General features: G+C 57.7%; 13 protein-coding genes. 8 read left to right on the top strand and 5 right to left on the bottom strand.

All coding sequences use genetic code 11. From position 1 onward, the window contains the following. Position 1 precedes the first annotated feature (1 nt). Positions 2-448 (top strand): NusA-like transcription termination signal-binding factor, encoded by a 447-nt coding sequence (locus tag HTZ84_RS15555; protein ID WP_174681517.1) that lies wholly within the window; start codon positions 2-4, stop codon positions 446-448. 206 nt (positions 449-654) lie between these two features. Next, positions 655-2,166, top strand: coding sequence for an aldehyde dehydrogenase family protein (locus tag HTZ84_RS15550; protein WP_174681516.1), 1,512 nt, complete (start codon positions 655-657; stop codon positions 2,164-2,166). 70 nt (positions 2,167-2,236) lie between these two features. On the opposite strand, the gene HTZ84_RS15545 is transcribed toward HTZ84_RS15550, so the two are convergent. After that, positions 2,237-2,890, bottom strand: a complete 654-nt coding sequence (locus tag HTZ84_RS15545; RefSeq protein ID WP_174681515.1) for a V4R domain-containing protein — start codon at positions 2,888-2,890, stop codon at positions 2,237-2,239. A 376-nt stretch (positions 2,891-3,266) separates the two neighbouring features. Here HTZ84_RS15545 and HTZ84_RS15540 point away from each other — a divergent pair, with 376 nt between their 5' ends. After that, positions 3,267-3,695 carry a 30S ribosomal protein S12 gene (locus tag HTZ84_RS15540; RefSeq protein WP_005580585.1) on the top strand — a complete coding sequence of 143 codons (429 nt, stop codon included), beginning with the start codon at positions 3,267-3,269 and terminating at the stop codon, positions 3,693-3,695. 2 nt (positions 3,696-3,697) lie between these two features. Next, a complete protein-coding gene (locus HTZ84_RS15535) occupies positions 3,698-4,306 on the top strand; it encodes a 30S ribosomal protein S7 (RefSeq protein ID WP_174681514.1) in 609 nt (202 codons plus the stop codon). Positions 4,307-4,372: 66 nt separating this feature from the next. On the opposite strand, the gene HTZ84_RS22910 is transcribed toward HTZ84_RS15535, so the two are convergent. After that, positions 4,373-6,439, bottom strand: a complete 2,067-nt coding sequence (locus HTZ84_RS22910) for a hypothetical protein (protein ID WP_254611765.1) — start codon at positions 6,437-6,439, stop codon at positions 4,373-4,375. Positions 6,440-6,640: 201 nt separating this feature from the next. On the opposite strand from HTZ84_RS22910, the gene HTZ84_RS15525 reads away from it, so the two are divergent. Beyond that, positions 6,641-7,207 carry a response regulator transcription factor gene (locus HTZ84_RS15525; protein WP_174681513.1) on the top strand — a complete coding sequence of 189 codons (567 nt, stop codon included), beginning with the start codon at positions 6,641-6,643 and terminating at the stop codon, positions 7,205-7,207. A gap of 147 nt (positions 7,208-7,354) precedes the next feature. Beyond that, complete coding sequence (locus tag HTZ84_RS23290) at positions 7,355-7,480, top strand: DUF7503 family protein (RefSeq protein WP_455429273.1); 126 nt, start codon at positions 7,355-7,357, stop codon at positions 7,478-7,480. Between the two features lie 3 nt (positions 7,481-7,483). Here HTZ84_RS23290 and HTZ84_RS15520 read toward each other — a convergent pair whose 3' ends face one another. From HTZ84_RS15520 to HTZ84_RS15510, 3 genes are all read right to left on the bottom strand, one after another. Further along, positions 7,484-9,553 carry a hypothetical protein gene (locus HTZ84_RS15520; RefSeq protein WP_174681512.1) on the bottom strand — a complete coding sequence of 690 codons (2,070 nt, stop codon included), beginning with the start codon at positions 9,551-9,553 and terminating at the stop codon, positions 7,484-7,486. 78 nt (positions 9,554-9,631) lie between these two features. After that, complete coding sequence (locus HTZ84_RS15515; protein ID WP_174681511.1) at positions 9,632-10,357, bottom strand: DUF7504 family protein; 726 nt, start codon at positions 10,355-10,357, stop codon at positions 9,632-9,634. A 132-nt stretch (positions 10,358-10,489) separates the two neighbouring features. Next, the gene (locus HTZ84_RS15510; RefSeq protein ID WP_174681510.1) at positions 10,490-11,260 is read right to left on the bottom strand and encodes a DUF5781 family protein; all 771 of its coding nucleotides are present in this window, start codon (positions 11,258-11,260) and stop codon (positions 10,490-10,492) included. Positions 11,261-11,597: 337 nt separating this feature from the next. Here HTZ84_RS15510 and HTZ84_RS15505 point away from each other — a divergent pair, with 337 nt between their 5' ends. After that, positions 11,598-13,784 carry an elongation factor EF-2 gene (locus HTZ84_RS15505; protein WP_174681509.1) on the top strand — a complete coding sequence of 729 codons (2,187 nt, stop codon included), beginning with the start codon at positions 11,598-11,600 and terminating at the stop codon, positions 13,782-13,784. A 237-nt stretch (positions 13,785-14,021) separates the two neighbouring features. Continuing rightward, positions 14,022-14,864, top strand: a complete 843-nt coding sequence (locus HTZ84_RS15500) for a hypothetical protein (RefSeq protein WP_174681508.1) — start codon at positions 14,022-14,024, stop codon at positions 14,862-14,864. Positions 14,865-14,924 lie beyond the last annotated feature (60 nt).

Genomic DNA, 14,924 nt, shown 5'->3' with positions numbered 1-14,924 from the left:
GATGGGCGTCACCCTCGACGACGACGCCCGTCAGTACCTGGCCGCCTTCGAGGACGTCACCGACGTCAGCGGCCAGGACTGTCTGGTCACCGACGCGCCGACGGCCGACGCCGACGCCGACGAACGACTGATCGTCGTCGTCTCGAGCGGCCGGATGAGCGAGGCGATCGGTCCCGGTGGGCGGACCGTCAGGCAGTACGAGGAGCGCGTCGGGAAACCCGTCAGACTCGTCGAAGACGCCGACGATCCGGAGGCGTTCGTCGCCAACGCGCTCTCGCCGGCGGCGGTGTACAACGTCACGATCAGCGAAAACGACGACACCGTCGCCTACGTCGAGGTCGCCGACGAGGACCGCGGCGTCGCCATCGGTTCGAACGGGCAGACGATCGAGGCCGCGCGGACGCTCGCACGGCGTCACTTCGGGATCGACGACGTACAGCTCATTTAACCGTCTTTCGACGCCCTCTTGGTTTCTCAATTCTCCACACGCGGCGCGTACCACACGAACTCAGTCGCTAAGGGACTGTGTTAGCACCTCCCCACGAGAAGAGTGTGTCTCTTCCCAATCGATCTCTGAGAGCGGCGAGGGAACGTTAGCGATAGAGAATTTCACATCCAAATAAATAAAAAGATCCCATCGGTAGGGAGGTTCGTATGACGGCACCGAGCAACTCAGCCGCCAGGGGGAGAGACGTGGACGAACTCGAGATCGCGCCGGAAAACGGGTGGAACGCTCTGTATCTCGACGGGGAGTGGGTTCCCGCCGGCGATCGGGAGCTGATCGACGTCGAAAATCCCGCGACGCGAACGACAGTGACGAGGGTCCCCTCAGGGACCGAGGACGACGTCGACGAGGCGTACGCGACCGCGGAGGAGGCACAGGCGGAGTGGGCGGAGCGACCGCCTCAAGAGCGGGCCGCGATCGTGTCCGCGGCCTGCGAACTGCTGGGTGAGTACGCCGACGACCTCGCGACGCTGTTCGCGGTCGAGTGTGGCGGCGTCCAGCTGAAGGCCGATTTCGAGATCCAACTCGCACAGGGCACGATGGACGTCGGCGCCGGGCTAGCGATGCGCGACGGCGGCCGACGCAAGGATTCGGTTACGCCCGGCAAGGAGAACCTGCTCGTGCGCGAACCGGCCGGCGTCGTCGGCGTCATTACACCGTGGAACTTCCCGCTGTACCTCACTAGCCGAGTCGTCGCACCCGCAATCGCGCTGGGCAACAGTGTGGTGTTGAAACCGGACGAGAACACCCCATTGACGGGCGGGCTCGTGCTCGCGAAGGCGTTCGAAGAGGCGGGCCTCCCGGACGGGATCCTGAATGTCGTCCCCGGATACGGCCACGAGATCGGGGACCACTTCTCGGGACATTCGGTTCCGTCGGTGATGTCGTTTACCGGCTCCTCGGAAGTCGGACGCGGCGTCGGCCAGCGTGCCGTCGGCTCGTACACGGAGCCCGCACTCGAACTGGGCGGAAACAACGCGCACATCGTGCTCGAAGACGCCGACCTCGAGCGTGCGGTCGACGCCGGCGCGTTCGGGTCGTTCACCCACCAGGGTCAGGAGTGCATCTCGATCAATCGCCATCTAGTCCACGAATCCCTGTACGACGAGTACGTGGCGGGGCTGGCCGATCGCGCCGAGCAGCTTCCCATCGGTAATCCGCTCGAGGAGGGGACCCTCGTCGGACCGGTCATTAACGAGAGCCAGCGCGACAAGATCGTCGGGTTCGTCGAGGAATCGGTGGCGCGCGGCGCGACGGTCGAGACCGGCGGCGACCACGACGGCCTGTTCGTCGAGCCGACGGTGCTGTCGGACGTCACCGGCGATATGCCGATCGCCTGTAACGAACACTTCGGACCGATCGCGCCGGTCATCCCCTTCGAGAGCGACGAGGAGGCGATCCGGATCGCCAACGACACCGAGTACGGCCTGTCGGGATCGGTTCACTCGACGGACGTGGCCCGGGCGCGCGACGTGGCCGACGCGATGGAGACGGGGATGGTCCACATCAACGACCAGCCGCTGAACGACGAACCGCACGTCGCGTTCGGTGGCGTTGGCGCATCGGGACTCGGCCGATACAACGACGAGTGGATACTGGAAACCTTGACGACGTTGAAGTGGATCTCGATCCAGCGCGAGCCGCGAGAGTATCCGTACTGAACCGGGTAGCTCCCCGGTTTAGAACACGTTTCGCCGGTCTTTGACGCTAGTCACGATAGTCGCTTTCTACTCAGAGCCACTCGACGCGATACTCACAGCGCTGCCCGCCGTCTGACCGACACTGCTCGCCGATTTCCTCGACTTCGACGGGATTGTTTGCGAACTTCTTCGCGACGCCCCTGATGAGTCCCTTATCGAATTCACACGGGTAGGGGTTCTCACAGGTCATCACGCCCGCGCTCTCCCCCTCCTGCTGGAACTCGTAGGAACCGATTTCGCTGCCACGGTGGTTCTGGTGATACGCCGTATCGATCGCTCGTAGCGCGTTATCGACCTCGGAAAGCTCCGGTGGGAATTCGACGTGTTGGGGGACGTTCTGTCCCATATTCCGCATTCTGACGTCACCGTACTCTTCGTTCATATCGTACAGCATGGCGAGTGGGATTTCGAGCGGATACCACTCGTCGGGCTCGATGTCCTCGAGTCCGTACTCGGCGAGTTTATTGGCGATCTGTTTCCCCACGAACGACGAGACCGATTCGCCTGCAGCGATATACGAGAGGGGACTTCGACCGATCACTTCCGAGTCCTCGAGCGCTCCATCGAACCCCATGCGATCGTCTACTTTCGGTATCTTATCACCCGATTGAACTTCCCCGTCGGACGAACCGATGAGTCGCTTGAACCACGAGGCAGTGATGAACACTGTATTAATTGCAGTCATACCGTATGCAGAATGCACCCACCAGACTAATAACTCCTAGGAATTCGTGAATGTTCAATGGCCCCTAATTCGTCATCCTCGAACCGAAACGGTCGGCGATCGATAACCGCCGCCAACCGAGTTCGCTATAATCGTCTATCGAGTCATCGTCCCTTCGACACTCCGTACGGACTCGATGCTGGGTCAAATCCGGTTACCTCCGTTCGAACACTCGTTCGGAGGCGCTAGCGCGTCGTATCGGTACGGACGGCTCGAGAACTATTGCGCGGTGGTGAAACGCTCTCAGAGTCCTTCGTCGACCCCGATTGAGGGCTCTCGTGCCGTAACGCCGATTCGAAACGGGTCGCTTAAGTGCCTTCGTCGGATAGCGACGCCCATGGCAAACGGCAAATACGCCGCGCGCAAACTCAAGAAGGACCGCCAGAACCAGCGGTGGTCCGACTCTGACTACGCGCGCCGCGCACGAGGCCTCCGCGAGAAGTCCGACCCGCTCGAGGGTGCTCCGCAGGGCCGCGGTATCGTCCTCGAAAAAGTCGGTATCGAAGCGAAACAGCCCAACTCGGCGATCCGAAAGTGCGTCCGAGTGCAGCTGATCAAGAACGGCAAACAGGTCACCGCGTTCTGTCCCGGTGACGGCGCAATCTCGTTCATCGACGAACACGACGAAGTCACCATCGCCGGGATCGGCGGGGCGAAGGGTCGTGCGATGGGCGACCTCTCCGGCGTCAACTACAAGGTCGACAAGGTCAACGGCGTCGCACTGAAGGAACTCGTTCGCGGAAACGCGGAGAAACCGGTGCGATAACCATGGCGGCAGAAGACCAACCAGACCCCGACGCCCCCGCGGGCGGAGCCGACGTCGGTGCGAAGCTGTTCGGCACCTGGGAGATCGACGAGATCGCCTACGAGGATCCCTCGACCGAACGCTACATCACGGTGACGCCGGTCGCACACACCGCCGGCCGTCACGCCAGCAAGCAGTTCAAGAAGTCCCAGATCTCCATCGTCGAGCGGTTCATCAACCGTCTCATGCAGACCGAGGAGAACACGGGCAAGAAACAGAAGACGCTCAACCACGTCCGCGACGCGTTCGAGCTCATCGACGAGCGTGCCGACGAGAACCCCGTTCAGGTGCTCGTGACCGCCGTCGAGAACGCGGCTCCGCGCGAGGAGACCGTCCGCCTGAAGTACGGTGGCATCTCGGTCCCCAAAGCCGTCGACGTCGCACCCCAGCGTCGCGTCGACCAGGCCCTGAAGTTCCTCGCGGAAGGCGTCTACAACGACTCGTTCAAGACGCCCACGCCCGTCGAAGAGGCTATCGCCAACCAGCTCGTCGGCGCGGCCAACTACGACGTCCAGACCTACGCAGTCAGCCAGAAAGAAGAGAAAGAGCGCGTCGCAGCGGCTGCACGCTAAGCGATCGCCGACTCGTTTCTTTTCGATTCTCTCCGACCGTCCAGCGGCAGGACTCGAGACGGCCGGTTACAGTTCGCCGGTCTTGATCTGCGTACTCCAGCGGAGTTCTCCCTCGAGGAGCACGGGGAACTCTTCCGTGTTGAGGAACTCGATGAGGTCCGCTCTCGAGACGTGCTGAAATGACATCTCACCGGGAACGAGATAATACGAGTCCACACCCGAGAGGTACGGTGTATAGACGGAGCCAGGTTTCATTCTCGAGTTCTTATACACTATTACGGTCACTTCGTAGTTCGATTCGGTCCTCGTTATCTCAACGGAGAGCGGTGGGCTCGTCTCTAGCTGGGTGATCGCGAGTCCCTCATCGCCAAGGAGGTGATACTGCTGATCGTTGTCCGTCGTCTGCTGGAGTAGTTTTAGTGCTGCATAGAGCGGTACCCCGCTATTCAATAACTGTGCGATTGTATTTCCGGTACTGACTGCGGTCTGATTTGTGATCTCGACGAGCGTTACGATTCCACCAATACTCCCCGCCTCGATGAGATGGAGTCCCTGTTCGTACGACCGACAGGCGTTAAGAAAGAACGTCTTCGTACCGACGGACTCGAGATCCGCGGCATCCAGCGTTCCATCCGAACACCGGAAGCCATCCGAATCGATGTGGCCGATGTAGTGAAGAAAGCCGCTCTCTTTCGTGAAGACTTCTCGTAGTTCCCGCTTCGAAAGGTCGTGGTGAACAGTAACGTCAAACGGGACGGTGGAATCCTGATACGTACTGTGGACGGTTACGAGTTCATCGTTCATACTCGGATCGTTACAGATAACTTCGATCCGGAGCGGTTCCTCTCGCGGCGTTCGCGTGATGCTATTTCGAGAGGCCGATAGCGGTTTCGTGCTTACGGTAGTACTACCATCGTGGTTTTTCCAGCATTGCTGAAGTACTGGACTAGATGGAAGAGATTCCGCATCCGTTTCGGAATCTGTGGGGCCTAAGTTGGTGATCCGGGATTCAGTTACCCGCGTCGGTTCTGTAGTCGTTCGCCGTCGTTCCTGTAGCGGCTCTGTCGGATCACTCGCAGTATTTCTAACGTTAACACTTGCGAGGTCGTTCGCAATGAAGGGGAGAAACTCGATATGATCATCCGTCGGCTCGAGACGAATCTCGGAATACCACGGTGGAACCTGTGGTTCTATCCGCTCGAAGGGGACCTCGAGATACGTTTCGAGCTGTTCGACCATCGATTGCTCGTATACCTCTTCGATATCGAACTCGAGTAGTGGTTCGACTGCCTGTCGCTCGTACAGTGAACTTGGCGTTTCTCCTTCAGTTTGTACGATGCAGTCGAGGAAGAAAATCTGTCTGAGAACCCGCTCAACCGTCGTTTCGAAGTCATCTCGACCATCGAGTGAGTAAGAATATCCCGTTTCCGTTGTCAGTCGTGGTGTCGACCCTGGAACGACTTCTGCTCCGAGATAATACGCTAAGGCCGTAATAGCAAAGATATGATCGAGCGTCGGCGGGATTTCGATTCTGATCCCGGTCTGAGGCTGATTTAGGGTATCCGGAATGGATACCTCGTCGGCTAGTTCGATTGCCGGTGGATGGCCACGGAGCGTCGGATACGAACGTCCCGATGTCGTTGTCTTCAACGTCGCTCCGAACGTTGAGAGTACCCGCATTATATCGGCCGGATCATCAGTCGTTGTCACTGTCTCACCTGGGCGGCGGTGAAAGGACCGTGCGCTAAGTGTTACTCGAGCGGGCTTTTCAAAAGCAACTTCTGCTCTCGCTTTTCCTACACAAATCTGAACGGGATCGTTGACGTGTGCATAAACCTTCAGCGGACCGGATAGATCGAGAATATATTCTTCTTCTGGAAGAGTGATGTTCTCTCCCGGACCGACTTCGGCACACAGTGTCCCATCAGGGCCACGAACGTAGATATATGGATTCTCCGGAAGCGTCACTCTGCTCGTTCTGATCTCTATCGTTGAGTCCACCGGAAACGGTATCCGATCTGCATTACCAACTGCCGGTGTGGCCGGTGTCGTTGTCTCTAGTGGATAGCGTTTTCGCTCGATTGGGTCGATAATTTCCAATCCTTTTTCAACTGCTTTGAATCTCGGTTTCATCGGTCGTGAAGTTTGGTGAAAGATGCTCGGAAACTCGCCATCTTCCGTATCGAATTGGATATCGACTAGATACAGTATAAGTTACGGCTGTTCTATATATTTCACTGGTTGTTAACTCATATATTCGAGTACGTACTCGGAGTCCACGTTCGTACCTAATCACATTTAATAGTATCTGCCCTCCCAGTATTGGTAGGTACTGTGTTGCTGAAATCTACCTCTCGACTGTTCGTCGTCCATCCTACCCTTTCCCTTCCCGATCTGGGTACCGATCAGGCACGAATCGCGGCAACGGTTCGACAGGCCGACTTCGATCGGTCGATCCTCGATCAGATCGACGAGAGCTACGATCTTCTCATTCTCGATTGGGAACTCGAGACCCCGGACGCGCGTGGCGTTCTCGATGCGTTTCGTCAACGGGCTCCGAACACCCAGATACTCGCGCTTGCTGACGACGTTCCCACCGACGACCCCGTCGATCGCGGTGCAGACGAACTCCTCGTTCGGCCCCTCTCGGATGAAGTCTTACAGTCGACGATCGAACGCCTGCTTCTCCAGCAAGCCTACGAGACGGCGATGGACGAGTTCTTCCGTCTTTCGACCGAACGAGCGCTGCTCGAGAGCGAACTTCAATCTGGACTCGACGTCGGCGACCGGTACCAGTCCGTCGTTTCTGAACTCTATAACTCCCGTGCACGGGCAGCCGCGATTCGCGACAAACTCTCGAGCGATGAGTTCGATCAGGCTCTTCGACAGTTGCTCGAGTAACCTCTTTTAGCCTTAGTAGCGCTTTCGTAGTTATAGTCAACTCTTAGGTATTTTCCAACAGATATGTTAATCAATAACACTATTATTTATTCATCTGATATATTAAAATAAATTTATGGTACCAGGCGGATATGTCTAAGGTGTACCATGGACGACCTAACCCAGTACCTGAAGAACCACCCACGAATGATCGGCGTTTTGTTCACCATCATGCTAGCGATTTCACAAGCAGGTTCCGCTGCCGCCTCTAGCGGATTCTACCACGGGCCGTAGACGCTAGAATAACTCTTCAGCGAGATTTTTGCTCCATCGAACGCCAGTCTTAGTTATAACTGGTATTTGCTCTCTAGCAAGATAGTCCGCTAATTCCCCATCAGATACTGTAATTTGATCTGTTTCTCTCGGACTCAAGTAATATTTGTCTACCGAATTTATGTGGGGTGTGAAGATACTCCCGTTCCCTGCCCACGAAGTCGTATACGTGTTTATAGTAACACGAGTTTCTTTTTTCGACCGGTCTATTGAACATACGGTAGGGCCTCCCGTTTTTGATTGAGTTATTGTCGTCTTCCCGTTTCCAACGAGCCGGTATTGGTTGCCGATCACGTTTTTGTGTCGTGCAACATCTAACGCAGCGTGAAGGGGGTAGCCTCGATTCAAGAGTCGTGCAATTATACTACCGACACTAACTGCACCGGTATTAACGATTTCATCAAAGGTGACTATTCCGCCGATACTTCCGGAGTTGACTAAGTGTAATCCCTGTTCGTATGATTGACACGCATTAAGTAGGAACGCCTTCATTCCTACAGAGTCGATCGATGCACCGTCTAATTTACCGTCGGAGCACTGGAATCCGTCTCCATCGATATGACCAATATAGTGGAGAAAATCACTTTTACTTGCTAATATAAATTCAAGGTCTTCTATTGATAGATCGTAGTAAATAGTAACATCGAATGGTAGCTCCTTGCGAGTACCGTAGACACCATTGACGTTCTCCAATTCCTCACGCATACTCGGATCATTACAAACAACTTTAATTTCAATTGGGTCCTCCCGCGGACTCCGACCGATATTATTCTGGTATGCAGAGAGCGGTGTCGTGCTTTTAACGGCAGAATTTCCGCCTAGTTTCCACGTCTGGCGTACCGTCGGTGTCGATGATTGCCATTCACCCCCACTATGAGTCTCTGAGCTTCGAATCTTAACCGACGGCTGATCGACACCACCCCGTACGAATTCTTCGATCGCTTCACTCTGTCCTTTTGATGAGGGCGTTAATCGCTCGTCTTCATTTTGTATTTTGACTATTGCAAGGTCATTAGCGATGAAGGGAAGAAATTCAATAATTTCTGTGGTGGGTTCAATATGAACGCTCAATCTCCACTCCGGAAGACATGACTCTATCGTTTCAAATGGCACTTCGAGATAGGTCTTAAGTTGTTGAGAAAGTGGCTGACTATATACGTGTGCGATATCGAAGTCCAGTTTCTGTTCGACTTTCTGTCGTTCGTATAGCGGTAACGGCGTTGAGCCTTCTGTTCGGACAATACAATCTAAAAAGAACAGCTTCTTAAGCACTCGTTCAACGCTTTCCTCGAAATTTTTGTCATCTAATGGATGTGACTTACCATCGTCAGTGAGGATTCGTGCTCTCTTTCCAGGGATAACCTCCGCGCCAAGATAGTACGCGAGTGAGGAGATAACGAATATATGGCGTAGTGTCGGCGGTATTTCGATCCGAACAGTTGGATTACGGTCTTCTAACCGGTGAGGGGCTTTGAACTCCTCTCCAATTTCGATTTTTGGTGGATGGCCTCGTAGCGTCGGGTACGATCGCTCTGGGGTTGTCGTCTTCAGGGCGGACCCGAACGCTGTGACTGCACGCATTACGTCGCTCGGATCAGACGTTGTTACGATTGTTTCTGCGGGTCTCGTATGGAAAGATCTCGCTCCGATAGTAACCGCCGTTAAATCGTCAAAGGAAATGTAGGTGTGCTCGCTGTCTGAATAAACATTAACTGTCGAATCGACGTACGCGTATATCTTCATAGGCCCGGACAAGTCTATGATATACTGATCTTCCGGTAATGAAGCTTGTTCGTCCGGCTGAACTTCGGTGATCATCAACCCATCCTGATCCCGAATATAAAGAAGGTCGCTTGACGGGAGCGTTATCGTTTCAGTCGAAATCTCAGCAGTCGAATCAACTGGAAACGGAATCTCATCAGTGCTTATCGGCACCGGGTCTACTCGCTCGTGAGTCGTCAGCCGATACCGGTGACGTTCGATCGGATCGATAATTTCGAGGCCGTCGTCGAGGGGTTCGAATTTCGGTTTCATAGCATCGGCAAGTGAGAGGGGGACTATGGCTGATCGTCCGGGAGATAATGGACGTGACGCTCGAGCGGTCGATAGGCGTTACGACTGTCCGATCGAGAGCCAGCCGGAGCTGTAGTCGCCGTCGTTGATCGTCCAACGTTCCTGGAAGAGGCCGTTTCGATCGCGGAGTTCGATGACGATATCGAACACCGGCGTCAGGACCGAAACGACGTCGGAGTCGCGGTCCAGCGGGAGATGATAGTGGATCATGCCGTCGGCGTCTCGGGTGCGGCCGTTGGTCAGGTGAGCGAATTTGAAGACGCGTTCGGCGCCGTACTCCTCGAGGAGCGGAACGAGCGAGTCGACGGCGATGCGGAGCTCACCCGGTGCGAGGCTGGTGGCGTCGCGTTCGAACTCCTCGATGGCGTCGGAGACGGCGATCCCGAGGTCGGCGAGCGTGGCGGCGGTCGTCGGGGAGTCGTCGGACTGCACGGAGACGGATTCCATCGACTGCGAGTCGTTATTAGCGGCGGCAGCACCCCGAGACTGCGTCTCGTAGTTGACGAGTGCGGTCGTCGCTGACTCGGCGTCGTCGCCGTCGGCGAGGTGAGACATGGTGTGGCTTTCGCCGGTCGTCGAGACGAGGACGCGTCGGCGCGGCTGGGACGTTGTCTGCCCCAGCAGGCGTCGACTGACCTCCTGGCGCTGTTCCGTTCGGACGGCTCCGACAACGAGCACGCTCGCTCCCCGGCGTTTCAGCTGCGATAGCTCCGCCGTGAACTGCTCGTCCCCGGACCCGCTACCCCAGCCCTTGCGCGAAAACATCAATATATGTTAGACCGTTAGCGGGATCAAACATTAAATGTTCGGGTTGAAGCGAAGCTGGACGTGCGAGGAATCGGCCCGAACCGGCCTCCCTACCGGCTACCGGTTTTACGGCCGGGGCGTCGGTGTCGGTCAGTCCGCCGCCGGACCGTCCGCTCGCGACTCCGGGCTACTGACGTACGAGCGAGTGGCATCGACGAGAACCTGGCGGTAGGTACTCGGATCCGGGTCGCGGGCGAGTTCCCGAAAGCGGCGTTTGAAGCCCTCGAAATCGACGTCGGGGGCGTCCATCGCGGCGGCGTGTGCGAGGTCGTACAGCCGGTGGTCGTCGGCGACTAAGTCGTGGCGTTCGGCCAGCGCCAGCGCGAACGCGGCGTTGACGGCCGTGATCTCGGGATCCGAACTCGCCGAGAGGCGCTCGAAACCGGGCCGCGACGGAGTTTCGGGACGGTCGGCGACGGCCATCGCGAGGCTCGACTCGAGAAAGGAGAGGAGTTTCTCGCCGGGGCCGACCGCGAGCGTGATGTCGTCGGCGTAGATGTCTTTCATGTGATTGGCGATCTGGTAACAGTGGGAGAGCTTCCGCCGCTCGACGCTCTTGCCGGCCAGCGCGAGGAAGAGCACTTCCTCGGTCGACTGGGTGTGCGAGGGGTGTTTCTGTTCGTGTCGGGCCATGTGGGCGAACTCGTGGAGGGCCAGTTCGCGGGCCATGGCGCTCGAGGCGGCCTGTCTCGAGATGTTCAGAACGTGGCGATCGTCGTAGTGACCGGCCCAGGTGCGTTCGTCGGGGTCGTCCCGGAGCCGGACGTCGACCGGCAGCGAGAGGTCGTGCTCGGTCTCGAAGAGGTCGCGGGCGCTGAGGAATGGAGAAGTCGGTCCCGGTCCCTGTACGCGTATATTCATGTGTACGGATAGCAAGGGGTCGAAGGATTTGACTCTTTTGTGCGTTCGCGTGCGGCGGACGACCCTGGCGTGCCACGCAGCGCGCGGCTGCGGCCCCGAACCGGTTTGGAATCGGGCAGGTTCGCGGGGACGAGTAGGCGGGATCAGACGGTTCGCTGACGATCGTTGCGTAGAACGAGGGGTTCGGCGGTAGACGGGCCGGTCGACGGCGACCAAATTATGCGAGGGATTCACTCACTCAAATTGGATATTCCACCGTTGGAACCGGGAAACGCGACGAATTCCGGCGGCGACGAAACACTACCCTTTTGACCCCGCTGGCGGTAATGGGGGGTATATGGGCCGACGCAAGAAGATCGTCCAAGAGTGTGAACGGTTGATGGACGAACCGGAGAACATCCGGAACATCGCCATCGCCGCTCACGTCGACCACGGGAAAACGACGCTTTCTGACAACCTCCTCGCGGGTGCAGGCATGATCTCCGACGAGACTGCCGGCGAACAGCTCGCGATGGACACGGAGGAAGACGAGCAGGAACGCGGGATCACCATCGACGCGGCGAACGTTTCGATGACCCACGAGTACGAGGGGACCAACCACCTCATCAACCTCATCGACACGCCGGGCCACGTCGACTTCGGTGGCGACGTCACCCGCGCGATGCGCGCCGTCGACGGTGCGCTGGTCGTCGTCGACGCCGTCGAAGGGGCCATGCCCCAGACCGAGACGGTGCTGCGACAGGCCCTTCGCGAGGGCGTCAAGCCGACCCTGTTCATCAACAAGGTCGACCGCCTGATCTCCGAACTGCAGGAGGGTCCCGAAGAGATGCAGCAGCGTCTGCTGTCGGTCATCCACGACGTCAACGAGCTCATCCGCGGGATGACCCAGGACATGGACGACATCGACGACTGGACCGTCTCCGTCGAGGACGGCACCGTCGGGTTCGGATCCGCGCTCTACAAGTGGGGCGTTTCGATGCCCTCGATGCAGCGCACCGGGATGGACTTCGGCGAGATCATGGAACTCGAGCGCAACGACAAGCGCCAGGAGCTCCACGAGCGGACGCCGCTGTCGGACGTCGTGCTCGACATGGTCTGTGAGCACTTCCCGAACCCGGTCGACGCGCAGCCGCGTCGTATCCCGCGCATCTGGCGCGGCGACGACGAGTCCGAACTCGCCGAGCAGATGCGCCTCGTCAACGAGGACGGCGAGGTCGTCTTCATGGTCACCGACATCTCGATGGACCCCCACGCCGGCGAGATCGCCTCCGGCCGCGTCTTCTCGGGCTCCCTCGAGAAGGGCCAGGAGCTGTACGTCTCCGGGACGGCGGGCAAGAACCGCGTCCAGTCCGTCGGCATCTACATGGGTGGCGAGCGCGAGGAAGTCGAAGAGGTTCCGGCGGGGAACATCGCCGCCGTCACCGGGCTCAAGGACGCCATCGCCGGCTCGACCGTCTCGAGCGTCGAGATGACGCCGTTCGAGTCGATCGAGCACATCTCCGAGCCGGTCATTACGAAGTCCGTCGAGGCCCAGAACATGGACGACCTGCCGAAGCTGATCGAGACGCTTCGACAGGTCTCCAAGGAGGACCCGACGATCCAGATCAACATCAACGAGGACACCGGCGAACACCTGATCTCCGGACAGGGTGAGCTCCACCTCGAGGTCATCACCCAGCGTATCGAGAAGAACCAGGGCATTCCGGTCAACACCGGTGAGCCGATCGTCGTCTACCGCGAGCAGCCCCAGAACCCCAGCGACGAGGTCGAGGGCATCTCGCCGAACCGCCACAACCGCTTCTACATCTCCATCGAGCCGATGACGGACGAACTCGTCGACACCATCAAGCTCGGCGAGGCCTCGATGGACATGCCCGAGCAGGAACGCCGCGAGGCCCTGCAGGAAGCCGGCATGGACAAGGACACGTCCCAGAACGTCGAGCACATCCACGGGACGAACATCCTCATCGACGACACGAAGGGTATCCAGCACCTGAACGAGACGATGGAACTCGTCGTCGAGGGTCTCGAGGAGGCCCTCGACAACGGTCCGCTGGCCAACGAGCCGGTCCAGGGGACGCTCATCCGCCTCCACGACGCCCGGCTCCACGAGGACACCATCCACCGCGGTCCGGCACAGGTCATCCCGGCGACCCGCGAGGCCGTCCATAAGGCCCTGATCGACGGGAAGATCAAGATGCTCGAGCCGATGCAGGACGTCCGCATCGACGTGCCCAACGACCACATGGGCGCCGCTTCCGGCGAGATCCAGGGTCGTCGTGGCCGCGTCGACGACATGTACCAGGAAGGGGACCTCATGGTCGTCGAGGGTATCGCGCCCGTCGGCGAGATGATCGGCTTCGCGTCCGACATCCGCTCCGCGACCGAGGGTCGTGCCTCCTGGAACACCGAGAACGCCGGCTTCGAGGTCATGTCCGACTCCCTCCAGCGCGACAAGATCATGGAGATCCGCGAGCGCAAGGGCATGAAGCTCGAGCTGCCGCCGAGCATCGACTACCTGTAAGGTCGACTCGCGGTCCCGAAATTCCTTTTTGCCACTGCCGTATTCGACCGAATACGAAATGGCCAAATCGGTTGCTTCTCTGGCCAATCGTCACTCTTGCTGTAATCTCGCTCCGATTTAATAATGTCTGCCGCTAATCACTCCTCAGTGTATTTAGTATTATGTTTTATTTACATCATTTAATTTTATTCTTCTACACAAAATTTTATCGTTAGAATTGTTGTTGCCTGCAACGCAATGGAACGCAGAAAATTCCTGAAAGGCGCCAGTGTGGCAGCCACCGGTTCGGTCGCTTTCAGCGGACTCGCCACTGCCGATAATGGTTCCTCCGATCACGAGGATATTGATGTAACGCTTCGAAGTGACGGGACGGATTCGCACGACAGTCGTTTCGTGGACGGCGTTCGAGACGGTGTGGACGACTACTTGGAATGGATGAACACGTGGTGCGCGTACGTCGACGACTACTCAATTAATGACTACATCGACACCTCTGGTTCGGACGTCGATCCCGTTCCTGATTCGGGTACAAGTGACTTCAGCGACTTCGATCCAATTCGGGAAGACCTCTCGATAATAGATACGAGTCCGGGCAAGATCAACATAATCGTCACGACGAATTCCGATCGCCCTGCCGGTCGCTATGACGATCGACACCAGCTCTACGACTCAGGCGGCTCGGTTCTGTTCGTTAACACGAACCATACCGGCGGTTCAATTGCCACCAGATACGACCACGGGTATAATTTCGTGATTCACGAAATGATCCACGGTCAGACGCTTCACGACGATGAGTGGCCTTTGGATCATCAGATGGGGGATCCGCGGAATGGTGATCCGACGATCATGGCTACCGGATACACGTCCTACCTCTCGGACGATGTCCCCGATACCGCGTGTGACGGGACTGATTGGGGTTCGCAGTTGGAATGGTATCCCGATCCCACTCCTCTGCTCACGCAGTGTACCGCTCACTCGATCCTAGAGTACCATTACGGCGGCGATGGGGACGCAGTTAACCTCAGTTCAGTGAAAAACTACGTCGATATTTCAGAGAACGAAAATCCGATGGAATCCTGATCGACGGTTGAGGAACATTCCGGACTCAGTACGCTATTTTTCGCGTTACTACGGTCAGTC

The sequence above is a fragment of the Haloterrigena gelatinilytica genome, assembly GCF_013342145.1.
In the GTDB taxonomy this organism is placed as follows: Archaea; Halobacteriota; Halobacteria; order Halobacteriales; family Natrialbaceae; genus Haloterrigena; species Haloterrigena gelatinilytica.
Note: the sequence above shows the minus strand (reverse complement) of the source record. Positions and strands in the feature narration are given on the sequence as shown.

Excerpts from the sequence above, each read along its gene's own strand:
- HTZ84_RS15555 (WP_174681517.1), top strand. The coding sequence starts at position 2 with ATGGGCGTCACCCTCGACGACGACGCCCGTCAGTACCTGGCCGCCTTC.
- HTZ84_RS15550 (WP_174681516.1), top strand. The coding sequence starts at position 655 with ATGACGGCACCGAGCAACTCAGCCGCCAGGGGGAGAGACGTGGACGAA.
- HTZ84_RS15545 (WP_174681515.1), bottom strand. The coding sequence starts at position 2,890 with ATGACTGCAATTAATACAGTGTTCATCACTGCCTCGTGGTTCAAGCGA.
- HTZ84_RS15540 (WP_005580585.1), top strand. The coding sequence starts at position 3,267 with ATGGCAAACGGCAAATACGCCGCGCGCAAACTCAAGAAGGACCGCCAG.
- HTZ84_RS15535 (WP_174681514.1), top strand. The coding sequence starts at position 3,698 with ATGGCGGCAGAAGACCAACCAGACCCCGACGCCCCCGCGGGCGGAGCC.
- HTZ84_RS22910 (WP_254611765.1), bottom strand. The coding sequence starts at position 6,439 with ATGAAACCGAGATTCAAAGCAGTTGAAAAAGGATTGGAAATTATCGAC.
- HTZ84_RS23290 (WP_455429273.1), top strand. The coding sequence starts at position 7,355 with ATGGACGACCTAACCCAGTACCTGAAGAACCACCCACGAATGATCGGC.
- HTZ84_RS15520 (WP_174681512.1), bottom strand. The coding sequence starts at position 9,553 with ATGAAACCGAAATTCGAACCCCTCGACGACGGCCTCGAAATTATCGAT.
- HTZ84_RS15515 (WP_174681511.1), bottom strand. The coding sequence starts at position 10,357 with ATGTTTTCGCGCAAGGGCTGGGGTAGCGGGTCCGGGGACGAGCAGTTC.
- HTZ84_RS15510 (WP_174681510.1), bottom strand. The coding sequence starts at position 11,260 with ATGAATATACGCGTACAGGGACCGGGACCGACTTCTCCATTCCTCAGC.
- HTZ84_RS15505 (WP_174681509.1), top strand. The coding sequence starts at position 11,598 with ATGGGCCGACGCAAGAAGATCGTCCAAGAGTGTGAACGGTTGATGGAC.
- HTZ84_RS15500 (WP_174681508.1), top strand. The coding sequence starts at position 14,022 with ATGGAACGCAGAAAATTCCTGAAAGGCGCCAGTGTGGCAGCCACCGGT.